Below are 25,183 nucleotides of genomic sequence, written 5' to 3' on the forward strand. Positions count from 1 at the left end.
GACACCCTCCGACCTGCCCCAGCAGGACCGGAGGGTGCTGTACGTCAGGCCCGCCGCTCGTGCATCAGCGCGTTCCGGTCCACCGTCGCCACCGCCGTGTTGACCAGCGCGACCGCCGCGAACACCCAGGCCAGTGCCGGGTGCCCGACCGCGTCGAGGCAGAGCGCCGCGCCCGCGAACACCGCCGCCTTCAGCAGCAGCACCCCCGGCAGCGGCACCTGCCAGCGGGCCTTGGGGGCCGCGATCAGCCCCCACAGCACGATCGCCGCAGCCGGGGCGCCGATCCCCAGCACCAGGTGGACCAGCAGGTTTCCGCCGGTCTCGAACCCCCACCAGGCCAGCGCGGCGAAGGCGAGCAGCTCCAGCAGGAAGGCAAGACCCTCGTTGACCAGGTGCAGCGGCTTGGGGATCACTCGGGCTCCCCGAGGCTCAGCGGATCGGCGGGCACGGTGGGTTCGGCCGTGGCGACCGGACCCGCCGGCGCGGTCGGCGCACCGGTCGCCGGGGCGCTGGGCACACCGCCCGCCGGCGGGGTCGGCAGCCCGGACGGCGGCGGGTCGATGCTGACCGGCGTGCCGACCGAGGTAGTGCCGGCCACCGCGTAGAGCTCGATGCCGAACAGCGAGTAGCCGAAGCGGGTGGCCCGCTGCACCCCCTGCATCCGCACGTAGCGCACGTCAGGGGCGTCGAAGTGCACCGTCTCGTCGCCGCCCGCGCCGTTCAGCACGGTGGCGGCGGTGGTCCAGGTGACCCCGTCGGCCGAGGTCTCGATCCGGTACTGCGCGGCGTAGGCGTCCTGCCAGTGCAGCACCGCCTCGCCGACGGTGGCCGGCCGGGCTAGTTCCAGCTGCACCCAGGCGTCGTCCTTCGCGGGGGAGGACCAGCGGGTGTCGGGCAGGCCGTCGTTGACCGCCGAGGCCGGGAAGTCGGGCGTCTCGTCGCCGGAGGAGCCGGCGGTGGCGCCCAGCGCCAGGTCCGCCCCGTCGGTGCGCGGATAGACGTGCACCTGGACCGCCTGGGTCACCGTCTGCCCGCCGGCCGTGAAGACGACGGTGACCGGGTAGGTCCCCGGCGCGGTGCCGGCCGCCGCCCGGAAGACCAGCGGCAGGGTCAGCCGGCCGCCGCGCGGTAGGGCCACCGGCCCGGGGACGCCCACGGTCAGCCCCTTGACGCCCTTGGGCAGCACCGCCGCGACCGTCCCGCTGGCGCCGCTCGCGCCCAGCGCCTGCAGGTCGCCGGTCAGCGTGGTGGGCGCGCCGCCGATCTCCAGGTCCACGCTCTGCTGCGGCAGTTGCAGCGCCGCCGTGGGCGCGTCCGCGTACCAGGGCACGATCTGCTGCACCACCGGCGCCTCGCCGCCGCCGGCCCAGACCAGGCGCACCTGGTCCACCGGCACCCGCGGGTCGACCGGCAGGTCGGTGTAGCCGGCCGACAGCGCGCCGACCCGCACCCAGGCCCCGCCCACCCGGTGCACCTCCACCCAGCCCGCTGAGACCACGTCAGGATCGGTCAGCACCAGCACCTGGTCCATCGGCCGCGCGGTGCCGAGCGTCATCGTCAGCGCGTCGCCGGCCTGCGGCGGGGCCACCGCCCGGTACGCGGTGTTGAGGTCGCCGTCGGCGACATTGCCGATCGGGTAGCCCGGCCGGCCGACCGGGCCGCCGGTGACCGTCGCGGTGCTGCTGGTCGGCGCGGAGACCGAGAACTCGCGCACCGCCACCGCGCTGGTCTGCGTCGCGGTCGCCCGCAGCCGCAGGTAGCGGGCGGTGGTGCCGGACGGCAGCGTCGCGGTGACCACCTTCTGGTCCCGGTACACCGCCACCCGGTGCCAGCCGCCCTCCCCGGAGGAGTACTCCAGCACCGCCTGGTGCAGGTAGTCGTCGGCGGCCACGCTGTCGTCCCCGCCGCCCATCCGCACGGTGACCGAGGCCACCGGCTGCACACTGCCCAGGTCGATCCCGACCGTGTCGCCGACCTGCGGCGGGGCGTCGCTCCAGTAGTAGCTGGCGGCGTCGCCGTCGACCATCTGCGCCGGGTCGTGGTCCTGCGCCGTGCCCATGCTGCTGCTCGACACGATCTGGCCGCCGCCGACACCGGCCCAGCTGGCCGCCTCGGCCAGCGCGTGCTTCAGGAAGGGGTCGAGCACACCCGCGCCCACGGTGACGTCCGACTGGGCCAGCCGCGCCACCAGCCTGCGCAGCGAGACCTGGGCCGACCAGGCCTTGGCGCCCTGGCCGGAGCGCTGCTCGGTCAGCATGTCCACCGCCGCCTGCCCGGCCCGCCCGTAGACCGCGAGCTGGGCCAGCCAGGGGCCGTCCTCGCCACCCACCCCGGAGTCGGCGGAGGCCAGCACCTGCGGGGCGGTCGCCATGGTGGTGAACGCGGCCCGCAGCGCGGCGCTCGCGGCCGGGGTGCCCTGGCCGAGCCGGAAGTCCGCGATCAGCGGACGGAGGTAGGCCGACTCCTGCTGCCCGTCAGGGACGGTGCCCGCGGCGGCGGTTCCGTCCGGCGCGGGCGAGGCGCTGTTGCCGGCCAGCGCCGCCAGCGCGGCGGCGGCCTCGGGCCGGCCGCCCGCCAGGTCCCGGGTGGCCGCCTGCCAGGAGGAGGCGGCGTCGTAGCCGGACGGGTTCCAGGCGTAGTCGGCCGCGGTGAACAGCGGGATCCGCGAGGCCAGCGGCTGCTGCATGGCATTGACCAGCAGCGCGGCCGAACCCGTGGCCACCCCGGGCTCCCGGCCCAGGTAGGGGCCCAGGTAGAGCCGGTCCGGGTTGGAGTCGTTGACCGGGTAGTTGTCCTGGGTCACCAGCGGATGCCCGAACGCCTGTCCGGCCGCGGTGGTCTGAGCCCCCGTGATACTCGTCGGCTGTACCCCGACCCCGGTCCAGGCGACCTGGACCGAGGGGTCCAGCCGCTGCGCCAGCGCGGTCCGGTACGGGGTGGCGCCGTCCTGGTAGTACTCGGTGGGCAGCACCGACAGCGGGGCCGCGTCCGGGTGCTTGGAGCTGAACCGGCGCAGCACCAGCTGCACCAGGTCGCTCTGCGCCCGGGCCATGGCGGCTGGTCCTGTCCCGTACCTCGCATGGTCGGCGTCGCAGTGCCAGTGGGTGAAACTGCTGTCCTGGAACTGCAGTTGGAAGGAGCGGACGCCGAGGCCCCAGAGCGCGTCCAGTTTGTCCAGCAGCGCCTGCTGGTCCTTGGCCGAGGTGAAGCAGACCGAGCCGCCGAGAGCGAGACCGTAGCCCAGCGTCACGTGGTTCAGCGCCGCCTGCCGGGCCAGGGCCCGCAGCTGCGCCTGCTGGGCGGCCGGGTAGGTGTCCCGCCAGCGGCTGCTGCGGTACGGGTCGTCGCCGGGGGCGTAGAGGAAGAAGTTCTGCTTGGTGCGGCCCAGGAAGCCGATCTCGTCCAGGGTCTGCGCGGGCGTCCACGGCGTGCCGTAGAAGCCCTCCTCGGTGCCGCGGACCGGGGTGGTCGGCCAGTCGGTGATCCGCACCCCCGGCAGCGTCGAGCCCTGCCCGCCGCTGACCACCAGCTGCCGCAGCGACTGGGCCGCGTTGAAGGTCCCGGCGGCGTCCACCCCGGCCAGCACCACGGCGCCCGCGCCGTCGCTCCCGGTCCGGCCCGCGGCCAGCACATAGCCGCCGTCCGGCAGTCCGGACGGGCTGAGCGGCGCCTCGTGGCCCCCGGCCGAGGCCAGGTCGCGCAGCGCGCGGTCGGTACCGCCGCCGGCGCCCTCGGCCAGTCCGCCGACGTAGACGGTCAGGCTCCCGGCGGCCGGCCGGCCGCTCGGCGCCGCGTCCGAGGACTCGTCCACCCGCTGGGCCCCGGCGGCGGTGAGGACCTCGCGCACGGCCGCCAGCGCCCCCGGGTCCGCCTTCGGCGCGGCCACCAGGGTCACCACCGCGGGGACGGCCACGGCCTGCCCGTAGGCCGTCTGCGTCTGCGGACGCGGAAACACCTGAGGGACCGTCACCGGGCCCGGTGTCGACGTCGCGCCGACCCGCCCGGCCGCCGGGGCCGCCGCGAAGGAGCCCTGGGTCCCGGTCACCATCCCGCCCACCACCGCGGCCACGGTCAGCGCCGCGCTGGCCCGCAGCGCCCGCCCCCGCCTGCGGCCCTGCGCCGGCTGCGGGGCCGTCGCGGCTGAACCCACCCTGGCCTTGAACTCCGCGATCAGCCGGTCCGCGGCCTCCGGTGCGATCCTGCGCGCGGTGCGCGCCGCATGCTGTTCCAGTCGGCGGCGCAGACCGCTGCCGGCGGAGGCGGGGAGGGAGGGCCGGTGGTCCACGCGGTCTCCTCGGTGCGACAGGTGGTGCGGGCGTGCGCTAAGACCATCAGAGAGGTATGTCCACTGTCAACGAAGTGGTGACACCCGGGCCCACCCCAATGGCCGGTGTCAGAGCACCCCCGATCCGGGTAGGAGCATCCCAGCCTGCCGTCCGCCCCCCTCGCGCCGAGGAGCCCCCGTGGCCACAACGTCCCAGCCGCCCGCCGACCCCGCGGCCACCGGCCAGCCGCAGGCCCTGGTGGAACTGGCCCGCGCGCACGGCGTCGACACCGTCCGCGACAGCCCCGAGGGGCCGGTGCCGATCGCCGCCGACACCCTGGTCGCGGTGCTGGCCGCGCTGGACGTGGACGCCTCCACCCCGGACGCCGCGGCGGGCGCCCTGGAGCGGCTGTACCAGCGCCGGTCCACCCGGCTGCTGCCGCGTCACATCACCACCAGGGAAGGACGGGCGCACGACCTCACCGTCCCCGGGGACACCGAGGTCTGGATCGAGTTCGAGGACGGCAGCCCGGCCCGCAGCCTGGACCGGCACCCCGCTACCGGGCGGATCCCCGGCGACCTCCCGCCGGGACGGCACACCCTCTGCGCCCGCCGCTACGACCGCGCCTCCGCCGCGCCGCTGCTGGTTGCCCCGGCCCGGCTGCCGGGCGTGCCGAAGCGCAGCTGGGGCGTGCTGGCGCAGCTGTACTCGGTGCTCTCGCAGCGCTCCTGGGGCATGGGCGACCTCGGCGACCTGGCCGACCTGGCCCAGTGGGCCGGGCTCACCCACGGCGCGGGCTTCGTCCAGGTCAACCCGCTGCACGCGGGCGTCCCCGCGACGCCGGGGTACGCCAGCGACCCGTCCCCGTACCGTCCCTCCTCGCGCCGCTACGCGGACCCGGTGCACCTGCGGATCGAGGCCGTGCCCGAGTACCCCTACCTGGCCCCCGCCGACCACGCCCGGGTCTCCGCGCTGGCCCAGCGCGGCGCCGCGCTGCGGGACGCGGTGCTGCTCAGCGACGGGCTGATCGACCGCGACGCCACCTGGGCGCTGAAGCACGAGGCGCTGACGGTCCTGCACGGCGTCCCCCGCAGCCCCGGCCGGGAGGCCGGCTACCAGGCGTTCCTGCGCCGCGAGGGCACCGCCCTGGACCGGTACGCCACCTGGTGCGCGCTGGCCGAGGTGCACGGCCCGGCCTGGCACTCCTGGCCGTCCGGGCTGCGCGACCCGGGCTCCGCCGCGGTCCGCCGCGCGGCGGCCGACCTGGCCGGACGGGTCGAGTTCCACCGCTGGCTCAGCTGGCTGGTCGACGAGCAGCTGGCCACGGCGCAGTCCGCCGCCGTCGGTGCGGGGATGACGGTGGGTCTGATCCACGACCTGGCCGTCGGCTGCCACCCCGAGGGCGCCGACGCCTGGGCGCTGCAGGACTGCCTGGCCACCGGCATCTCGGTTGGCGCGCCCCCGGACGCCTTCAACGCCCACGGCCAGGACTGGGGCCTGCCGCCGTGGCGCCCGGACACCCTGGCCGACGCCGGCTACGCCCCGTACGCGGGGATGCTGCGCGGAGTGGTCCGGCACGCGGGCGCGCTGCGGATCGACCATGTGATGGGGCTGTTCCGGCTCTGGTGGGTGCCCGAGGGCCGCCCGCCGACCGAGGGCACCTACGTCCGCTACGACCACGAGGCGATGCTCGGGGTGCTGGCCCTGGAGGCGGAGCGGGCCCGGGCGATCGTGATCGGCGAGGACCTGGGCACGGTCGAGCCGGGGGTCCGCGAGCAGCTCTCCGAGCGCGGCATCCTCGGCACCTCGGTGCTCTGGTTCGAACGCGACTACGGCGATGACGCCAAGGGCACGCCGCTGCCGCCGGAGCGCTGGCGCGAGCAGTGCCTGGCCACCCTCACCACCCACGACCTGCCCAGCACCGCGGCCCGGCTCAGCGGCGAGCACGTCGAACTGCGGCACCGGCTGGGGCTGCTGGCCCGGCCGCTGGCCGAGGAGCAGGCCGAGGCCGAGTCCGACGTCGAGGAGTGGCTGGGCGAGCTGGCCGGACAGGGGCTGCTCTCGGTCTCCCCCTACGGCGAGGGCCCGGCCGCCGACCTGGCCGAACCCGTGGCCGGCGACGGCCTGCCCGAGGCCGTCGCGGCGCTGCACCGCTTCCTGCTGCGCACCCCGGCGGAACTGGTCGGCGTCTGGCTCCCGGACGCCCTCGGCGACCCGCGCCCGCAGAACCTGCCGGGGACCTCCTCCGAGTACCCCAACTGGCGGCTCCCGCTGGCCGACGCCACCGGCCGCCCCACCGACCTGGAGCACCTCACCGCGGCCCCCCGCACCGCGGCCCTGGCCACCGTCATGAACGAGACCCCGGAACGGGACTGACCGGTGCGGTGCGGGCCGCTGCTGCGTGGGCCCGCACCGCACGGTGCGTCAGCGCTGGGCCGCGAGCCGGTCCGCGGCCTGCGCCCGCAGCGCCCGCTCCACGCCGGAGCGGGCCTCGACGACCATCCGCCGCAGCGCCGGGGCCGGGTCGGCCGAGGCCAGCCAGGCGTCGGTGGCGTCCAGCGTGGCCTGCTCGACCTGCACCGAGGGGTAGAGCCCGACGATGATCTGCTGGCCCATCTCGTGCGAGCGCTCCTCGAAGATCCCCTTGATCGCCGCGAAGTACTTCGCGGTGTAGGGGGCGAGCAATTCCCGCTGGTCGGTCTGCACGAAGCCGCCGATGACCGCCTCCTGGACGGTGTTGGTCAGCGTCTCGGCCTCCACCACCGAGGCCCAGGCCTCGGCCTTGGCCGCCGCGGTCGGCCGGGCCGCCCGGCAGGTCGCGGCGTGCGCCTGGCCCGCCGCCGTGTTGTCCCGGTCCAGCTCGGCCAGCACCGCCTCCTCGTCGGCCACCCCGGTCGCCGACAGCCGGACCAGCAGGGCCCAGCGCAGCTCGTCGTCCACGGCGAGGCCGGTGATCGGCGCGCTGCCGTCGAGCAGCCCGCTGAGCACCGCGAGGTGCTCCTCGGTGCGCGCGGTCGAGGCGAACGCCCGGGCCCAGGCCAGCTGGTGGTCGCTGCCGGGCGCGGCGGCGCGCAGCAGCTCCAGTGCGGCGTCGGCGTAGGCGGCCAGTCCCTCGGCCTGCCAGGCCGGGTCCGCGTAGAGGTGCACGGCCAGCTCGGCCTGCCGCTGCAGCGACTGCACCACGCCGATGTCGGACTCCCGGCCGATGCCGCTGAGCACCAGCGAGAGGTAGTCGCGGGCGGCCAGCTCGCCGTCGCGGGTCATGTCCCAGGCGGAGGCCCAGCACAGGGCGCGCGGCAGCGACTCGGTGAAGTCGGCGATGTGCGCGGTGACGTTCGCCAGCGACTCGGCGTCGAGACGCACCTTGGCGTAGGACAGGTCGTCGTCGTTGAGCAGCACCACGGCCGGACGCTTGCGTCCCGCCTGCACCGGCACGCTGGTGAGCTCGCCCTCGACGTCCAGCTCGATCCGCTCGACGCGGACGAGAGCACCGCTCTCGTCCAGGTCGTACATGCCGACCGCGATCCGGTGCGGACGCAGGACCGCCGCGCCCTTGGCGCCGGCCGGCAGCGCCGGGGCCTCCTGGCGGATGCTGAACGAGGTCAGCACACCGTCGGCGTCCAGCTCCAGCTCCGGACGCAGCACATTGATGCCCGCGGTCTCCAGCCAGGCCGTGGACCAGGCCTTGAGGTCGCGGCCCGAGGTCTGCTCCAGCGCGCCCAGCAGGTCGGACAGCCGGGTGTTGCCCCAGGCGTGGCGCTTCATGTACGCCTGCACACCCGCGAAGAACGCGTCCTGACCGACGTACGCCACCAGCTGCTTGAGCACCGAGGCGCCCTTGGCGTAGGTGATGCCGTCAAAGTTGACCTGCACGTCCTCCAGGTCGTTGATCTCCGCCATGATCGGGTGGGTGGACGGCAGCTGGTCCTGCCGGTACGCCCAGGTCTTCATGGAGTTGGCGAAGGTGGTCCAGGCCTGCGGCCAGCGCCCGCCGGCCACCTCGGACATGCACAGCACCGAGGTGAAGGTGGCGAAGGACTCGTTCAGCCACAGGTCGTTCCACCACTCCATGGTGACCAGGTCGCCGAACCACATGTGCGCCAGCTCGTGCAGGACCGTCTCGGCCCGGCCCTCGTACGCCGCGTCGGTCACCTTGGACCGGAACACGTACTGGTCCCTGATGGTGACCGCGCCCGCGTTCTCCATCGCGCCCGCGTTGAACTCGGGCACGAACAGCTGGTCGTACTTGCTGAAGGGGTAGACGGTGTCGAACTTCTCCTGGAAGTAGTCGAACCCCTGCTTGGTGACCTCGAAGATCGCCTCGCCGTCCAGGTACTGGGCCAGCGAGGGCCGGCAGTAGATGCCCAGCGGCACGCTCTGCCCGTCCGGGCCGTCGTAGGCGTCGAACACGCCCACGTACGGGCCGGCGATCAGCGCGGTGATGTAGCTGGAGATCCGGGGCGTCGCCGCGAAGCGGTGCACCTGGGTGCCGGCCACCGGGCCCGGCTCGGGCTCGGGGGAGATCTCGTTGCTGATCACCTTCCACCCGGTGGGGGCGGTCACGGTGAACCGGAACGTCCCCTTGAGGTCCGGCTGCTCGAAGCTGGCGAACACCCGGCGCGCGTCCGGGACCTCGAACTGGGTGTAGAGATAGGTCTCCTTGTCGACCGGGTCGACAAAACGGTGCAGTCCCTCACCGGAGTTGGTGTACGCACAGTCGGCGACCACCCGCAGCTCGTTCTCCGCCGCGAGCGCCGGAAGGGCGATCCTGCTGTCCTGGAAGACCTCGGCGGGGTCGAGCGCGGTGCCGTTGAGGACGACCTCGTGCACCGTCGGCGCCACCAGGTCGACAAAGCTGGACGCGCCAGGGGTACCGGCGGTGAAACGGACCACGGTGGTGGACCGGAACGTACCGCCCTCGGGGGCCGTGCTCAGGTCGAGCTCGATCTCGTACGCGTCCACGTGGAGGAGTGCAGCCCGGGTACGGGCCTCCTCACGGGTCAGATTGGTGCCAGGCACGCTGCGTGACTCCTTCGTTGACTCTTGCCGCACGCTTGCTACGCGCTTCTCGGCATCCTCCCATGTCGTACCGGGCTCACTCGAAGCTGACGCCCGCCAGCCGGGCCTGGAAGGCCTGGGCGTGCCCGGCCACCGTCTCGGCGTGGCCGTGCATGGTCTGTGCGTGCACCACCAGCATCTGCGGATGGATCGAGAAGCCGTCCCCCGCGCCGCCCGCTCCGGCGGAGACCCCCAGCGCGCCCTCGGCCGCCTGGAACACCAGACCGCTGACGGCGTTGCCGACCGTCTCGATCAGCGGCCCCATCGCGGCCTCGATCACCTCGCCGATGATGTACTGCTCCAGCTGCTGCTCGAGGAAGTCCATCACCTTCTCCGCGGCCTCGACGATCAGCACCTCCGCGGCCTCCGCCAGCCCCAGCGTGAGCACCGAGGCCGCCTGGTCCGCGACGAAGCTCGCGGCGAGGACCACCAGCTCGGCTATCGCCTCCAGCTTCATGGCCACGACCACGTCCGCCGCCGCGTCCAGCGCCGTCGCCACCACGTGGCAGGCCGACACCAGCTCGGTCATATGACTGTTCGACAGCTGCGCCCACTTGGCCAGCAGCGCCTCGTAGGAGGCGCCCTGGTAGTGCTCGGCCATCCCCTTCACGGTCGCCGTGGAGTCCTGGTGGGTCTGATCGATGCTTGTGGCGAAGTCCCGCACGTGCGTGGCGAGTTCATGCACCTTGTCCTCGTTCACCCGAGGCCAGTTCACCCCGATGAACTGCAGGAAGGACACCACTTCACCCGGCAGTTCGATCGCCACAGCGCCCCCTCGGCCAATCGGATGCACACGTCGCGGCCAGGCTAGTACAGCGCATTAGGGTCGGCCCATGCACTTGCTCGTAAGCACCCCCGCCGGTGACGCCCGCTGCACCCTGCTGTCCGCCCCCGCGGAGCGGACCCGCGCCGCGCTGGCCCTCGGCCACGGCGCCGGCGGCGGCATCGAGGCCCCGGACCTGGCGGCCCTGGCCGCCGCCCTGCCCCCGCTCGGGATCACCGTGGCCCTGGTGGAGCAGCCCTGGCGGCTGGCCGGCCGCAAGCTCGCCCCGGCCCCGAAGACCCTGGACGCCGGCTGGCTGCCGACCGTCGCCGCGCTGCGCGCCGAGCTCCCGGCCGGGCTGCCGCTGCTGGTCGGCGGACGCAGCGCCGGCGCCAGGGTGGCCTGCCGCACCGCCGCCGCCACCGGCGCGGCGGGGGTGCTGGCGCTGGCCTTCCCGCTGCACCCGCCGGGCCGCCCCGAACGCAGCCGCGCCGCCGAACTCCTCGGCTGCCCGGCCCCCACCCTGGTGGTCCAGGGCGCGGCGGACCCCTTCGGCGGCGGCGACGCCTTCCCGCCGCTGGGCGCCCACCAACGGCTGCTCGCCCTGCCGTACGGCAACCACTCCTTCGCGGTACCCAAGTCCGCCCCGATCAGCGGCGAGGACCTGCTCCGGCAGATCACCGACGCGGTGGCGGAATGGGCCCTGGACGTTGCCGCTACTTGAACGCCTCCACGGCGGGGACCTCGGCGCTCCCGAACGAGTTGAGCACCAGCAGTCCGCCGCCCGGCAGGGCGTAGAGGGTGCCGCCGCTGACCGTCCAGCCGTCGGTGCCCGAGGGCAGCGCGCCCAGGACCGTCGACTTCCCGGTCACCGGGTCCAGCCGGACGAAGTGCGGCGAGCCGCTGTAGGTGCCGGTGGAGAGCGCGTACAGCTTGCCGTCGCTCGCGGTACGGGCCAGCACCGCGCCGTGCCCGCTCTCCCCGTTGTAGCGCCACAGCTGCTGCCCGGTGGACAGGTTGAAGGCGATGACCTGCCCGGCCGTGCTGTCCGAGCCGGCGCTCTCCAGGTCCTCGCCGCTCTGCACGACCAGGGTGTTGCCGGCCGCCTTGACCGGAGTCACGCTGTCGCTGCTGACGGAGAAGCCGGTCATGTCCAGCGGGGTGGGCACACCCTTGCTGCTGTAGACGTCGACCGGGCCGTTCAGCTCCGAGGACAGCTGGGCCACCAGCGGGCTGGCGTTCAGCATGTAGCTCTCCACCGCGGTGGTGGTCTCGGTCCGCCGCCAGAGCCGCTTCCCGGTGCTCGCGTCCAGGGCGGTCATGGTCTGCTTGGGGCTGGCGTCGGCGCAGTAGTCCTCGACGACGACCACGCCGGTCGTCCCGTACGACTCCTCGTTGCAGTACGAGCCGCGGGACGGGTTGACCCAGATCTGCTTACCGGTCTTCGCGTCGAAGCCGCCGGCCCGGCCGAGGCTGAGCACGGTCGCGACCGAGCCCTGGATCAGGGCCGTCGCCGAGGTGGCGACCGGGTGGTCGCTGTTGGTCAGGTTGAGCTTCCAGAGGATCCTGCCGGTGGCGGAGTCCACCGCGGCGAAGTACGTGCAGGACTCCGCGTTGGTGCCGAAGGCCATGGCGCCGATGCCGGACGCGTTCACGCCCTGCGACATGGCGCAGGGCGTGGCGGCACCGGCCGGCGGGGTCAGCGTCCAGCTCTTGCGGCCGGTGGTGAGGTCGTAGGCGACCACACCGTCCCCGCTGCTGGCGCGGATCACGGTGGTCGCGGTCAGCCAGGAGCCGAGGATCCGGTCGTCGCTCCCGGACGAGGGGACGCTCCAGGCCTTGGCCAGGGTCGGGCCGCCGGCGCTGTCGTTGCTCTTGGTCTTGTTGGACAGTGCGATCACCAGCGTGGCGATGACGGCGAGGATCACCACCCCGGCCACGATCCCGAACACCGCCCCCTTCCCCGGCCCCCGCCGGGGGTACGCCTGCGGCGGTGGCTGGTAGCCCACCGGCTGCTGCGGATAACCCCCCTGCGCCGGCCCGTACCCGCCGTACGGCGGCGGGTACCCCTGCGCGGGCGGCCCCTGCGTCGGCGCGTACCCCTGCCCGGGAGGCGCGTACCCCTGCCCGGGCGAGGCCGCCTGCGGCGCGTACCCCGCCGGAGGCGGCTGCGCCTGGGGGTACGCCTGCGTGGGCACATACCCCGGCCCCGCCGGAGGCGCCTGCCCCGGTGCCGACGCCTGCGGGTACGCCTGGGTCGGCACATAGCCGGGCCCGACCGGGGGCACCGCTCCCGCCGGAGGCGCCTGCGGCGGGGCCGCCGACGCTCCGTCAGTCACCGTCTGCCGATAGGGATACTGCTCCGCAGGCGGGCCACCCGCGGCCCCCGCCGTGTTCTCCGACATCCCCCGTACACGCCTTTCCTCAACCCGACACTGCCGACAATGACAATGCGAATGACAATGCGGAGGCCATCGTAGGCCCGCCGCAGGCGCCTACCGGTCCCGGGCCGACGCGGCCCCCGCTCCCGCTCCCGCCCCCCGTGCGTCGCACGCTTGCGCCCGCAGCGCCCGCGCCAGGTCGTCCCGGCCCTCCAGCACCAGCCGCCGCAGCGCCGGCGCAGCCGCCTCGTGCTCGGAGAGCCACGCGTCGGTCCTGGCCAGCGTCTCGGCCGTGGTGACCAGTCGCGGGAACAACCCGCTGACGATCCGCATCGCGATCTCGATCGACCGCTCGCCCCAGATCTTCTCCAGCACCTCGAAGTACGGCTCGGTGTACGGCGCGATCAGCGCCCGCTGCCCCGCCGACTGGAACCCGCTGATCCTGGCCTCGACCAGGGCGTTCGGCAGCTCGTCCGAGTCCACGACCAGCCGCCACACCTCGGCCTTCGCCGCCGCCGTGGGCCGTGCCGCCAGGCACACGGTCTGCAGCCGCCGGCCGCTCGCGGTGTCGTCCCTGAGCAGTTCCAGCGCCAGCGTCTCCTCGTCGGCCCGGCCCGCCGCGGCCAGCGTCTGCAGCAGCATCCAGCGCAGCTCCTGGTCGATGTCCAGGCCGTCGATCCGGGCCGTCCCGGCCAGCAGGCCCTCGACCAGCTGCAGGTCCGCGTCGGACTTGGCGGTCTGGGTCAGGAACCGGGCCCAGGCCAGCTGGTGGTCGCTGCCGGGCCGCGCCGCGCGCAGCTCCGCCAGGGCGCCCTCGGCGAGCCGCGCGGCCCACTCCTCACGCGCCCCGACGCCGCCGGGCCCCTCCCCGTCCGCCACGTAGACGTCCAGCGCGGCCCCGGCCTGCGCCTGCAGTGACTGGAGCACCCCGATCTCGCTCTCCCGCCCGGCGAACCGCAGCACCGTGTCCAGGTAGTCGCGGGCCGGCATCAGCCCGTCCCTGGTCAGGTTCCACAGCGCGGACCAGCACAGCGCCCGGGCCAGCGGGTCCTGGATGTCCCCGAGCCCCTCCCGCAGCGCGTCGAGTGACACCTCGTCAAAGCGGATCTTGCAGTACGTCAGGTCGTCGTCGTTGACCAGCACCAGTTCCGGACGCGGCAGGCCGACCAGCTCCGGCACCTCGGTCCTGGGCCCGGCGGCCACGTCCAGCTCGACCCGGTGGGTGCGCACCAGCGCGCCGTTGTCGTCCCTGCCGTAGAGGCCGACCGCGATCCGGTGCGGGCGCAGCGTCGGGTACGCCTCCACGGCGTCCTGCAGCACCGCGAACGAGGTGATGGTCCCGGCCGCGTCGGTGACCACCTGCGGCGTCAGGGTGTTCAGCCCGGCGGTCTCCAGCCAGGCGCGGGACCACTCGGCCATGGCCCCGGCCCCGCGGCCGGAGGTCTCGGCGAGCACGGCCAGCAGGTCGGCCAGCGTGGTGTTGCCGTACGCATGGCGCTTGAAGTACCGCCGTGCGCCCTCGAAGAACGCGTCGCGCCCCACATAGGCCACCAGCTGCTTCAGCACCGAGGCGCCCTTGGCGTAGGTGATGCCGTCGAAGTTGAGCTTGGCGTCCTCCAGGTCGCGGATGTCCGCGGTGATCGGGTGCGTGGTCGGCAGCTGGTCCTGCCGGTACGCCCAGGTCTTCCTGCGGTTGGCGAAGGTGATCCAGCCCGCGCCGTACCTGGTGGCCTCCACCTGCGCGAACGCGCCCATGAAGTCGGCGAAGGACTCCTTCAGCCACAGGTCGTCCCACCACTGCATGGTGACCAGGTCGCCGAACCACATGTGCGCCATCTCGTGCAGGATGACGTTCGCCCGGCCCTCGTAGGCCGCCTCGGTCACCTTGGACCGGAACACGTACTCCTCACGGAAGGTCACCAGGCCCGGGTTCTCCATCGCGCCGAGGTTGTACTCGGGGACGAACGCCTGGTCGTACTTGCCGAAGGGGTAGGGGTAGTCGAACTCCCGGTGGAAGAAGTCCAGACCCTGCTTGGTGACGGTGAAGATCTCGTCCGGGTCGAAGTACTGCGCCAGCGAGGCCCGACACAGCGCGCCGAGCGGGATCTCCAGCCGCCGACCGTCGTCCAGCACCCGGCTGTAGTGGTCCCTGACCACGTGGTAGGGCCCGGCGACGATCGCGGTGATGTAGCTGGAGATCCGCGGGGTCGGCGCGAAGCTCCAGGTCAGCCCGTCCCGAACCAGCTGCGGGTCGCCGCCGGCGGGGGAGTTGGAGAACACCTGCCAGTGGGTGGGCGCGGTCACCGTGAAGCTGAACGGGCCCTTCAGGTCGGGCTGCTCGAAAGTGGTGAACACCCGGCGGGCGTCGGCGGGCTCGTACTGGGTGTAGAGATAGGTCTCCTTGTCGACCGGGTCGGTGAACCGGTGCAGGCCCTCACCCGTTCGGCTGTACGCGCAGTCGGCGTCCACCACCAGCTCATTGCTCTCGGCCAGCCCGGGCAGGGCGATCCGGGAGCCGTCGAACACCTCGGCCGGGTCCAGCTCGCGCCCGTTCAGCACCACGCTGCGCACCGCCGGCGCCAGCAGGTCCGCGAAGCTGTCCGCGCCGGGCTCGGAGCAGCGGAACCGCAGCACCGTCCGCGAGGCGAACCGACCCGCGCCCTCGCCCGCTCCGACCGGCTGCAGGGCCGAACGCAGGTCGAGGTGGACCTCGTAGCTGTCCACACTGATGATGCGGGCCCGTTCGCGGGCCTCGTCGCGGCTGAGATTGGTCCCGGGCACTGCGGTTCTCCCTACGTACGGCTCTGCGGCTCGGCGCGACCGGGTGAGGGCCCCGGCCGTCGGTCAAGTCGTTCCCGGCATCTTTTCACGGGCCGCCCGCAACCAGCCCCGCGAGAACCGGCCGACCCCCCGACCAGCAGGGAATGCGCGGCGACACGACCGTGTTCGCCCCTAGCGTCTGCCCGTCCCTCGTCCCGGAGGACTTCATGTCCGCTACGTCCACCACCCCCGTCACCGCCGACTTCTGGTTCGACCCGCTCTGCCCCTGGGCGTGGATGACCTCCCGCTGGATGCTCGAGGTCGAGCAGCAGCGCCCGGTGACCGTCCAGTGGCATGTGATGAGCCTGGCCGTGCTCAACGCCGACAAGGACATCCCCGAGCAGTACCGCACGTTCCTCAAGGAGGCCTGGGGCCCGGTCCGGGTCTGCATCGCCGCTGCCCAGGCCCATGGCGACGAGGTGCTCGGCGCGCTCTACACCGCGCTCGGCACCCGGTTCCACAACAACGCCGAGCCCCGCACCCGGGAGACCATCGAGGCCGCCCTGGCCGACGCGGGCCTGCCGGTCGAGCTGGCCGACGCCGCCGAGTCCACCGAGTACGACGAGGCGCTGAAGGCCTCGCACAAGGAGGGCATCACCCTGGTCGGCGAGGACGTCGGCACCCCGGTGATCGCCGTCCCCGGCCCGACCGGCGAGCGGGTCGCCTTCTTCGGCCCGGTGGTCACCCCGACCCCCCGCGGCGAGGCCGCCGCCCGCCTCTGGGACGGCACCCTGCTGGTCGCCTCCACCCCCGGCTTCTACGAGATCAAGCGCACCCGCACCGCGGGCCCCAGCTTCGAGTAGCACCTCCGCAGGCCCCGCGGCCCGCCCCCGCCCGGCCCCCGCAGCGCCGTCCGCTGCGGGGGCCGGGCGCGTCCACCGGTCCGACCGGCGGACCATCCAACGCACCGACCTGCGGCTCTGTGGGAAACGCCATACCCGCGCCGACGCGGCAGCCGATAGGTTCACAGTCGTTCACACCCTCGCCCGACCTGCGGAGATACCCTTCATGACCCTCGCCACCGCCGCTGCCGCCCGCCCGGGCACCCGTCCGGCCGCCGTCCTCGCCGACCTGCTCCCCGCCTCCACCCGGGCCCGCGGCCGCGCCCGCGACCTCGCCCTGGTGGTCGGCGGCGCGGCGTTCACCGGGATAGCCGCCCAGCTGGTCGTCCCGGTCCCCGGCTCGCCGGTGCCGGTGACCGGCCAGACCCTGGCCGCGCTGCTGGTCGGCACCGCCCTGGGCACCCGCCGCGGGGTGGCCTCGCTGGCGCTCTACCTGCTGGCCGGCCTGGCCGGGCTGCCCTGGTTCGCCGCGGGCAGCTCCGGCACCGGCCCGACCCTCGGCTACGTCATCGGCTTCGTGCTGGCCGGCGCCCTGGTCGGCGAGCTGGCCCGGCGCGGCGCCGACCGGAGCCCGCTGCGCACCGCGGTCGCGATGGTGCTGGGCAACCTCGCCGTCTACGCCGTCGGCGTGCCCTACCTGGCCGCGTCGCTGCACGTCGGCCTGGGCAAGGCGGCCTCGCTCGGGCTCTACCCGTACCTGCTCGGCGACGGCCTCAAGATCGTGCTGGCGATGGGCCTGCTCCCCGCCGTCTGGAAGCTCGCCGGGCGCAGGGGCTGACACAGCAGGGCCGACCGGAGGCCCCGGACGCCCTGCTCAGTCCGCTCGTGCCACACTGGCGACCATGCGCGTGTACCTGGGATCCGACCATGCCGGATACGAACTCAAGCAGCACCTCGTCCAGTGGCTGGCCAGCGCCGGACACGAGCCGATCGACTGCGGCCCGCTCGTCTACGACGCGGTGGACGACTACCCGCCGTTCATCCTCCGCGCCGCCGAGCGCACCGCCGCCGACCCCGACGCCCTGGGCATCGTCATCGGCGGCTCGGGCAACGGTGAGGCCATCGCCGCCAACAAGGTCAAGGGCGTCCGCGCCGCACTGGCCTGGAGCACGGAGACGGCCGAGCTCGGCCGCGAGCACAACAACGCCAACGTCATCAGCATCGGCGGCCGGATGCACACCCTGGACGAGGCCACCAAGTTCGTCGAGGTCTTCGTCGGCACCCCGTTCTCCGAGGACCCCCGCCACATCCGCCGGATCGACATGATCAGCGAGTACGAGACGACCGGCGAACTCCCGCCGATCCCGGCCCACCACCCGCAGGGCTGAGTCCGACACCCCATGCCCGAAGGCCACACCCTGCACCGGCTCGCCGCCGAGTACCGACAGCTGTTCGGCGGCGAGCCGGTGCGTGTCTCCAGCCCGCAGGGGCCCTTCGCCGCGGCGGCGCGGCGGCTCGACAACCAGGCGCTGACCAGCACCGAGGCCCATGGCAAGCACCTCTTCCTCGGCTTCGCCGCGGTCGGCTGGATCCATGTCCACCTCGGCCTCTACGGCAAGGTCCGCTTCGGTGACGGGCCCGCGCCGGCCCCGGTCGGCCAACTGCGGCTGCGGATAGCCACCGACGACCACTACGCCGATCTCCGCGGCCCCACCACCTGCGAGCTGATCAGCGAGGTCGAGAAGAAGGCCGTGCACCAGCGGCTCGGCCCCGACCCGCTGCGGCCGGACCACACCGGGGACGCGGCCTGGCAGCGGATCAGCCGCAGCGGCACCACCGTCGCGGCCCTGCTGATGGACCAGAAGGTGCTCTCCGGCGTCGGCAACATCTACCGCGCCGAGGTGCTGTTCCGGCAGGGCCTCGACCCCCGGATGCCCGGACGGTCCCTCAGCCGGGCCCAGTGGGACGGGATCTGGGCCGACCTGACCGTCCTGATGCGGGACGGCGTCCGCGACGGCTGGATCGACACCGTCCGCCCCGAGCACATGCCGCAGGCCATGGGCCGGGCCGCCCGCGAGGACGCCCACGGCGGCGAGGTGTACGTCTACCGGCGGGCCCACCAGCCCTGCCTGGTCTGCGGACACCCGGTCAGCACCGAGACCCACGCCGGCCGCAACCTCTTCTGGTGCCCGGCCTGCCAGCCGCCCGGGTAAGGTCGGCCCCAGCGCTGGACCACGGCCCCCGGGGGGAGTCCGCAGGTGACCCTGAACAAGGCCCGGAGCAAGGCCCCGAACACGGCCTCGAACAAGCCCCGGCGACGGACCATCCTCCGGGCTGCCATCGACGCATGGCCTCTCTCCTCGGTAGGGTCAGCGGGCATGGCAGGCAGAGCGCCCGGGGGACCCCCGCGGGAGACACTTGCGGCACGGGGGCGCAGGGCGCTCTACCGGGGCCGCCGCAAGGTGCGCCGTTCCGCCGTCGACTACTTCCGCGGCGACGCCTCCGACTGGTTCGCTTTCGCCGCACTGTTCGCGCTGGTGCCGCTGATCACTCTGGTCACCCTGCTGAGCCCGATCTGGTGCCCGCCCACCATGCTGGTGCTGCCGGTGCTCGCGGGCGCCCTGCTGCTGCGTCCCAGCAGCCTGGTGCTGCTCTACACCGCCGCCGCCTCGGCCCTCGCGGTCGAGTCCGCGCTGCTCGGCCCGTACCGCCTCGGCGCCGGACGGGTCACTCCCGGCAGCGTCCTGGTGGTCGGCGCGGTGGGGGCCGGCGGACTGCTGGTGGCTCAGCTCCGCAGCCGGGTCGGGGTGCCCTGGCGCGGCGGCGGCACCATGCTGTTCGACCTGCGCGAGCGGCTCAAGGTCCAGTCGCAGATCCCGCTGCTGCCCTCGGGCTGGCACGCCGAGATGGCGCTGCGTCCGGCCGGCGGCCAGTCCTTCTCCGGCGACTTCCTGGTCGCCGCCCGCACCGGCGAGGGCAGCCGGGTACTGGAGGCGGTCCTCGCCGACGTCTCCGGCAAGGGCATGGACGCCGGCTCCCGGGCCCTGCTGCTCTCCGGGGCCTTCGGCGGCCTGCTCGGCTCACTGCCCCCGCACGACTTCCTCCCGGCCGCCAACGGCTACCTGCTGCGCCAGGAATGGGAGGAAGGATTCGCCAGCGCCGTGCACCTGGTTCTGGACCTGGACACCGGCGAGTACGAACTGCTGTCGGCCGGTCACCTTCCCGGTATGCAGCGCTGCATGGGCAAGGGCCACTGGGAGACCAAGGAGGCCGAGGGGCCGCTGCTGGGCATCTTCGAGGGCGCCAAGTTCACCGGCCTGCGCGGCCGGCTGGCCCGCGGCGACGTGCTGATGCTCTGCACCGACGGCATGGTCGAGGAGCCGGGACGGGACCTCTCCGAGGGCATGGACCGGCTGATGGGGGAGGCAGACCGGCTGGTCGGTACCACCTTCACCGGCACCGCCTGGCGGCTGATCGAGACCGTGGCGAAGGATCTCAACGATGACCGGGCGCTGCTGTTGATCTGGCGTGAATAACCGTCCCTCAACCCACAGTTCAGCACACCTGTACCATCGCCACCAAGATCTCCGGGCGGTGTTCGGCCAATATCGGCCGGATAGGGATCACCAGGTGAGCATTGTCCCGGAAGTGCTTTACGGAGCCGTTCGCTCCGGAGACACTGAGGGTCGGGCGTGGGGAGGGAGGGGCAGTGCCGGAGATCGGCGCGGCGGACCGGCCTGCCGGGTGGCCCGGGCCCCGAGCACGTCTTGAACCAGGAAGTGGAACAGAGTGACGACCTTTTCAGTCTCGGCCGTTGTCCTGCTGGGCATCCTTCTGATCGTTTTCATCCGGAACAAGAGCATGAAGCTCGGTTACGCCATACTGGCCGCGCTGTTCGGATTCTTCCTCGCGAAGACTTCGGCCGCGACGCCGATTCAGGACTTCCTGAACCAGCTCGCGACCACGATCAACAGCCTGACGAAGTAGCCTGACGAAGTAGCAGGTCCCTTCACCGCTGCTGCTGTTGCCGCACCCATCGCCGCAGCAGCGCCGTTCCGGGGGCGCCCCAGCGCGCCCGCCGGGCCGTAACCAACCGTTCGATTCCGGCCAGTTCCTCGGGATCCGCGGCCAGCAGGACGAAGCTGCGCACCCACGCCAGCCGCTCGCCCCGGGGCCACGGCATCGCCCGCAGCGCGGCCGAGGCCGCCGCGACCGGCTCGCCGTTGACCCGTACCTCGGCGACCTCGTCGCCCTCCCGGCCGCCGAAGAAGAACTTCACCCCGTTCACCGCCGGGTCGGTCAGGTACGGCAGCACCGCGTCGGCGACCGCCGGCAGCAGCTGGTGCTCCGCCACCCAGTCGCCCAACGGCCCGCTGCGGAAGCCGAACACGCAGGCCGGCCCCTGGATCGCGTGCCAGCCCGCGACCCCGCCGACCGCGCCGGGCCCGAAGTGCTCCCCGTGCACGCCGCGCCGCTCCAGCAGCTCCACCACCGCCGAGGCGGTGGTGGTCCGCCACATCCGCACGGCGTTCTGCAGCTGCTCCTCCTCGGTCCGGCCGAGACCGGCGGTGCAGTCCCACACCACGGGGCCCTCGCCCTCGCCGAGCCGCAGCACATAGCCGAGATCCACATGCCCCTCGCCGTGCCCGCCGTGCTCCCGCACCGCCACCGCGGTCGTCCCGGGCCCGCGCACGACACTGCCCTCCACCTGGAACTCCAGTCCCAGGCAGGCCATCTCCCGCACCACGCTGCGCTGTATGACCTTCATCCGCTGCGGGCCGCGCAAGGAGAGTCTCCAAATGTGTAGTTGCGGTGAACGCTTCACCGCCCCCGGAGCGTACCGGCGTTCGACCACCGGATGAACCCGAGTCCCACACCGGACCCGCCCACTCCCGCCCCACCCGTCAACGAACGAGCCCGAAAAACCATCCCATCGAGCGCCAGCTGTCGATCTCCAGGATGCTGCCCGCTGCGGCTCCCTAGCCTTCCAACCATGGTCAGCTCATCCCATGAGGCGATGCACCGCATCTTCCAGGAGGACCCGGGGATCTTCGCCCGGGCCTTCCGCACACTCGGGATCCCGTTCCCCGACCCGGTGGCGGTGTCGCTCCTGCCCACGGACCTCACCGAGATCAAACCGCTGGAGCGACGCGTCGACACCCTGCTCCAGGTCGACACCGCGTCGAGCGGCAGCCACCTCCTCGCCGTCGAGGCCCAGGGCAAGAAAGACCCGGACAAACCGGGCAGTTGGGCCTACTATCTGGCCCACCTCTATGCGAAGTACCGACTGCCTCCGGTGCTGCTCATCGTCTGCCAGGACAGGTCCACCGCCGCCTGGGCCGCCGAGCCGATCACCATCGGCCCGGCCGAGTGGCCCACCCTCACGGTGCGCCCGCTGGTCCTGGGGCCGCACAACGTCCCCGTCATCACCGATCCGGCCACCGCCGCCGAGGACATCCCGCTCGCGACATTCTCGGTGATCACGCATGGTAGGGACGCGAACGCGGGTGCCATACTGAAAGCGCTGGCCGCCGCGTTGAAAACCATCGACGAGGAGACCGCGAGGATCTTCGCCGAGCTCACCGAACTCGGCCTCGGCACTGCCCGGCCGCACAGACCTGGAGGAACCTGATGTCCGTCGACCTCTCCTTCTTCCGCTCGGAGACCTCACAACGCCTCCGCGCCGAAGGCCGCGCCGAGGGCCTCGCCGAGGGAATCCTGCTGATCCTGCAGAAGCGCGGCATCACCCTCTCCGCCGCCGACCACGACCGCATCACCGCCTGCACCGACCCGGCCCAACTCAGCACCTGGCTCGACCACGCCCTCACCGCAACAACCACCGCCGACCTCTTCCAGCAGTAGCGGTTACCCCCGAACGCAACAGGAGCCGGTGCCCGCAAGCTGCGGACACCGGCTCCTACCTGGCACTTCACCTACTGGAGCGGGCGACGGGAATCGAACCCGCGTAGTCAGTTTGGAAGAGTTCGGGTCAAGATCCCGATTGAGCTGGCAACCCGCTGGCCCAGCTGCGGAGCCTCGTTCGCCATCTGGGTTCCTTTGGTTCCCCGCAGCTTCCCGCCTGACATGGCACGTACGTGGCACGGCTCACGAGAGGTCAGAAGTCCCGTGGAAGGCGCACCGCTGGGCGGGGAAAGGCTTCAACTTCTTCTATGGTGCCCTAGGCGGCCCCTGTTGATCCCCGTGCGTGGAGTCCACCCTTGCCGCGTACGGGCCGGGGAGGGCCACTGGAGGCTTCAGAACGTCCACAAGAAGCGTCGTGTAGTGGTGTCGCCTGTCGCCATCGCATCTCTAACGATCATTGACGCAGTGGTCGGGCAGCCTCCGACTTCGTGGCCAGTGCAGTCTGCGTTCTCGGAGGATTGACGATCACAGTGCTTCAAACTAGTGTTCGATATGCCGGGTTCCAAAAATCGGCCCTCGGATGAGGTACGATTTTTGGAACCTAGTCAGTTGGGAGGTCACATGGAACCCGTGTGTCACGTGGGACTCGATGCCATCGAGCGGCTGCGTCGGCTCGGCCTTGTCGTGGACGACATCCACATGCCCTTGAGTGGCGCGTCTTCCGAGGCCCGCGTCTGTACCGACCTGGATTCGCCGGGCATGGCCGGCTACACCTTCTGGTCCCGCAGCAATCGGCTGCTTCGGGAGCGACTGCTGCCGCAGGGGTGGAGCTACAGCAATGCGCAGCAGATCCTGCGGACGATCCATCCGTCAGGTGAATTTGCGATCACTGCTGGAAGTGGATCGGGACTGGTGGGCGATGAGTCCGCCAGTTGGACCGGTGAAGTCAGGACCAAGAACCCCAAGGGTCCTGCGGTGGCTCGCCTCGTGCAGTTCAATTTCGAGCAGCTTCCGCTGTTCTCAATTCCCGGCCGAGAAGAATCAAAGCAGGATATCAACGCGATTCCTACATGGTTCCTCCTCTACAAGTCGACTCGCGAAGGGCTCACTTTTGAGCTATCTTTGCCCGTAGAGATGCACGGCAAGTTTGTCGATACCTGGCGGGAACGCATAATTTTGCCGGATAATCCGTTCACCGGTCCCGAGTTCGACATCAGGAAGCTCGACCAAGTAATTGAAGAAATTCCGGTTGAGGTTCCGGTGGCATTCAAGGGAGCCGTTTAGTTACTACTTAAGATCTGGAGATGGTAAGGCATGCTAACTTCTTCGCGACTCGTGCTTGCGCGAAAGAGGCGGCGCATGACTCTGGCTCGGCTTTCTCAGAAGTCCGGGATTTCGGTACGCAGCTTGACGGCGTTCGAGAATGGGCATAAGGCGGCCTCTTCCGACACCATCAAGCTGCTAGCCGAGGCACTAGAAATCCCGACCTCATTTCTCTGCGCCGACGACATGGAAGAGATTCCCGTTGACGCGATTAGCTTCCGAGCTCTTTCTAAGATGAGTGCGCTTGATCGGGATGCGGCGCGTGGTGCGGGTCGAATCGCAATCGAAATCAACAGTTGGATCGAGAAGCGCTTTGACCTTCCAATGGCCGACGTCCCGACCCTTCCGCGCTGCCGTCCTGAGGAGGCAGCCGAGAGAGTCCGTGGCCTCTGGGGCTTGGGGGAGGCGCCCATCACGAATATGGTCCACCTGCTTGAGAGTCACGGAGTGCGTGTCTTCTCGCTCGCGTCTGACTGCTCTGGGGTCGATGCTTTCTCCTTCCGTTGGGAGCGGCTAAAACCTTTCATTATTTTGAACCTTGCCAAAAGTGGAGAGCGTGGAAGATTTGACGCGGCGCATGAGCTGGGGCATCTCGTCTTGCATTCGGAGCACAGGATTCCGCATGGGCCAGAAGCAGAGCAAGAGGCTCAGCAATTCGCCTCTGCATTTTTGATGCCACGCGCGGGACTTCTGGCGCAGATGTTGTATAACGCTGATACGAAAAGAGTTTTGAGTGCCAAGCTCAGGTGGAAAGTTGCCGCTGTCGCCCTGGCTTATCGCCTGAGGGATATGAGCCTAATCTCAGACTGGGGATACAGGACAATGGCAAAACAGCTGTCGCAGATGGGGTATCGAAGCGGCGAGCCTAATGGAATTACGCGTGAAACGTCCCAGTTGCTAACTAAGGTATTTTCAGCTCTGCGTGCCGAAGGTATTCATCCTGCTGAAATGGCGGGAGACTTGAACTTGACTATCGACGAGATGAATCTACATGTATTCGGTCTTGTCCCCATTGCCCTAGAGGGCAACGGTGAGCCGTCTGCTATTGGCCGTGCCAGCCTGAGGCTTGTCTGAATATTCCCTTGCGAGTTGGCAGTCGACGTTCCTGGCCCGCTGGGGAATTCGGCTGCCGTCACCCCACGCCGTTCCCAGAAGCTGAAGAAGTGACGGGCCGGATCGCTGATCTGCGATGCAATCGCCGATCATCCTCCGGACCTGCGGGGGCGCCAATTTTCATCGTTGTGCGCCCTCGGTTGACCTCATACGGCCCAGGGGTGGCCCTAGGCAGTGAACGAAGCCGTCTTGGCGGGATCGACGACTCCGGTGGCGGGATGAGTGCTCTCGTTGGACGGTGGATGTATGGGGCCCGACGAGGACGCAACTGGAGCGCGCGCCCAAGAGGAGCCTGCGAGCAAGAATGCTGCGCTGCCTGCTGAGGCCATCACGATCTTTCGCGATCTGTGGCAGGAGCTACGCGACGAGCGGGCGAATCAAGCGTCCACGCTCGCGGCCATCTACTGGGCAGCGACTGCACTGATGGCTTTCGAAGGGGTCTTCCTCGTCATCGCCCTGGACGCGGGGGCTGTGGCGCTGACTAGATGGGTTGCCTGTCTGATGGTCGTACTGAGCGTGGTGACGCTCGCAGCTTGCCTCTATGGTGGCAAGAAGATCGTGGATGACCAAGGTCGCACCTACCGGAAGGGCAGTCTTCAGGCCATTGATGCGGACCTAATTAGGCAGTGGGAGCGGCTGGAAGGGCACGACCTTCTGCTGCAGCTGTACCGGAACGAGAAGAACATGGTCGCACGAAATCTTTACCAAGTCATTGACAAGAAGCGTGCGACCCTGGTCGTAGGAGCTGGCGAGTTCGCGATCGCGGTCTTGACCTTGGGCGTCGGCGAGCTGCTCACACTGAAGACCTAAGTAGGT

General features: G+C 71.4%; 18 protein-coding genes and 1 pseudogene. 12 read left to right on the forward strand and 7 right to left on the reverse strand.

Annotated elements, in window-relative coordinates:
* Positions 1–44: 44 nt before the first annotated feature.
* A complete protein-coding gene (locus tag ACEZDG_RS10875; protein ID WP_380506187.1) occupies positions 45–413 on the reverse strand; it encodes a YrdB family protein in 369 nt (122 codons plus the stop codon).
* Positions 410–4,285, reverse strand: a complete 3,876-nt coding sequence (locus tag ACEZDG_RS10880; protein WP_380506190.1) for a beta-N-acetylglucosaminidase domain-containing protein — start codon at positions 4,283–4,285, stop codon at positions 410–412. The genes ACEZDG_RS10875 and ACEZDG_RS10880 overlap by 4 nt, the downstream gene beginning before the upstream one ends.
* A 178-nt stretch (positions 4,286–4,463) precedes the next feature.
* Between ACEZDG_RS10880 and malQ the strand changes: the two genes are divergently transcribed.
* Positions 4,464–6,641 carry a 4-alpha-glucanotransferase gene (malQ, locus tag ACEZDG_RS10885; protein WP_380506194.1) on the forward strand — a complete coding sequence of 726 codons (2,178 nt, stop codon included), beginning with the start codon at positions 4,464–4,466 and terminating at the stop codon, positions 6,639–6,641.
* A 48-nt stretch (positions 6,642–6,689) separates the two neighbouring features.
* Here the strand turns inward: malQ and pepN (ACEZDG_RS10890) are convergent, their stop codons facing one another.
* Both pepN (ACEZDG_RS10890) and ACEZDG_RS10895 read right to left on the reverse strand, forming a co-directional pair.
* Positions 6,690–9,284: an aminopeptidase N gene (gene pepN / locus ACEZDG_RS10890; RefSeq protein WP_380506197.1), complete on the reverse strand. Its 2,595-nt coding sequence runs from the start codon at positions 9,282–9,284 to the stop codon at positions 6,690–6,692.
* Positions 9,285–9,360: 76 nt separating this feature from the next.
* Complete coding sequence (locus ACEZDG_RS10895; RefSeq protein WP_380506200.1) at positions 9,361–10,089, reverse strand: WXG100-like domain-containing protein; 729 nt, start codon at positions 10,087–10,089, stop codon at positions 9,361–9,363.
* A 67-nt stretch (positions 10,090–10,156) separates the two neighbouring features.
* Here ACEZDG_RS10895 and ACEZDG_RS10900 point away from each other — a divergent pair, with 67 nt between their 5' ends.
* Positions 10,157–10,810 carry an alpha/beta hydrolase family protein gene (locus tag ACEZDG_RS10900; protein ID WP_380506203.1) on the forward strand — a complete coding sequence of 218 codons (654 nt, stop codon included), beginning with the start codon at positions 10,157–10,159 and terminating at the stop codon, positions 10,808–10,810.
* Here ACEZDG_RS10900 and ACEZDG_RS10905 read toward each other — a convergent pair.
* Together ACEZDG_RS10905 and pepN (ACEZDG_RS10910) are read right to left on the reverse strand one after the other, a co-directional pair.
* The gene (locus ACEZDG_RS10905) at positions 10,803–12,425 is read right to left on the reverse strand and encodes an outer membrane protein assembly factor BamB family protein (RefSeq protein WP_380506206.1); all 1,623 of its coding nucleotides are present in this window, start codon (positions 12,423–12,425) and stop codon (positions 10,803–10,805) included. The two genes, ACEZDG_RS10900 and ACEZDG_RS10905, sit on opposite strands and share 8 nt — an antisense overlap.
* A 156-nt stretch (positions 12,426–12,581) precedes the next feature.
* The gene (gene pepN, locus ACEZDG_RS10910) at positions 12,582–15,248 is read right to left on the reverse strand and encodes an aminopeptidase N (protein ID WP_380506209.1); all 2,667 of its coding nucleotides are present in this window, start codon (positions 15,246–15,248) and stop codon (positions 12,582–12,584) included.
* Between the two features lie 206 nt (positions 15,249–15,454).
* Between pepN (ACEZDG_RS10910) and ACEZDG_RS10915 the strand changes: the two genes are divergently transcribed.
* The 6 genes from ACEZDG_RS10915 (at position 15,455) to ACEZDG_RS10940 (ending at position 20,056) form a co-directional block, all read left to right on the forward strand.
* The gene (locus ACEZDG_RS10915; protein WP_380506212.1) at positions 15,455–16,090 is read left to right on the forward strand and encodes a DsbA family oxidoreductase; all 636 of its coding nucleotides are present in this window, start codon (positions 15,455–15,457) and stop codon (positions 16,088–16,090) included.
* A gap of 205 nt (positions 16,091–16,295) precedes the next feature.
* On the forward strand, positions 16,296–16,907 hold the full coding sequence (locus tag ACEZDG_RS10920; RefSeq protein WP_380506215.1) for a biotin transporter BioY: 612 nt from the start codon (positions 16,296–16,298) through the stop codon (positions 16,905–16,907).
* Between the two features lie 64 nt (positions 16,908–16,971).
* The gene (locus tag ACEZDG_RS10925; protein ID WP_380506218.1) at positions 16,972–17,457 is read left to right on the forward strand and encodes a ribose-5-phosphate isomerase; all 486 of its coding nucleotides are present in this window, start codon (positions 16,972–16,974) and stop codon (positions 17,455–17,457) included.
* A 12-nt stretch (positions 17,458–17,469) separates the two neighbouring features.
* Positions 17,470–18,282 carry an Fpg/Nei family DNA glycosylase gene (locus ACEZDG_RS10930; protein ID WP_380506221.1) on the forward strand — a complete coding sequence of 271 codons (813 nt, stop codon included), beginning with the start codon at positions 17,470–17,472 and terminating at the stop codon, positions 18,280–18,282.
* A gap of 165 nt (positions 18,283–18,447) precedes the next feature.
* Positions 18,448–19,605, forward strand: coding sequence for a PP2C family protein-serine/threonine phosphatase (locus ACEZDG_RS10935; protein ID WP_380506224.1), 1,158 nt, complete (start codon positions 18,448–18,450; stop codon positions 19,603–19,605).
* A gap of 253 nt (positions 19,606–19,858) precedes the next feature.
* Entirely contained in the window at positions 19,859–20,056 is a 198-nt protein-coding gene (locus ACEZDG_RS10940) for a hypothetical protein (protein ID WP_380506227.1), read from the forward strand.
* A 22-nt stretch (positions 20,057–20,078) separates the two neighbouring features.
* On the opposite strand, the gene ACEZDG_RS10945 is transcribed toward ACEZDG_RS10940, so the two are convergent.
* A complete protein-coding gene (locus tag ACEZDG_RS10945; protein ID WP_380506230.1) occupies positions 20,079–20,837 on the reverse strand; it encodes a DUF6348 family protein in 759 nt (252 codons plus the stop codon).
* Positions 20,838–21,062: 225 nt separating this feature from the next.
* On the opposite strand from ACEZDG_RS10945, the pseudogene ACEZDG_RS10950 reads away from it, so the two are divergent.
* From ACEZDG_RS10950 to ACEZDG_RS10965, 4 genes and pseudogenes are all read left to right on the forward strand, one after another.
* A pseudogene (locus ACEZDG_RS10950) lies at positions 21,063–21,931 on the forward strand (hypothetical protein).
* A gap of 639 nt (positions 21,932–22,570) precedes the next feature.
* On the forward strand, positions 22,571–23,215 hold the full coding sequence (locus tag ACEZDG_RS10955) for a hypothetical protein (RefSeq protein WP_380506233.1): 645 nt from the start codon (positions 22,571–22,573) through the stop codon (positions 23,213–23,215).
* A 30-nt stretch (positions 23,216–23,245) separates the two neighbouring features.
* Positions 23,246–24,328, forward strand: coding sequence for a helix-turn-helix domain-containing protein (locus ACEZDG_RS10960; RefSeq protein ID WP_380506236.1), 1,083 nt, complete (start codon positions 23,246–23,248; stop codon positions 24,326–24,328).
* A 285-nt stretch (positions 24,329–24,613) separates the two neighbouring features.
* Entirely contained in the window at positions 24,614–25,177 is a 564-nt protein-coding gene (locus ACEZDG_RS10965) for a hypothetical protein (RefSeq protein WP_380506239.1), read from the forward strand.
* Positions 25,178–25,183: the final 6 nt, after the last annotated feature.

Origin of the sequence: Streptacidiphilus alkalitolerans (assembly GCF_042511045.1) — a bacterium.
In the GTDB taxonomy this organism is placed as follows: domain Bacteria; phylum Actinomycetota; class Actinomycetes; order Streptomycetales; family Streptomycetaceae; genus Streptacidiphilus; species Streptacidiphilus alkalitolerans.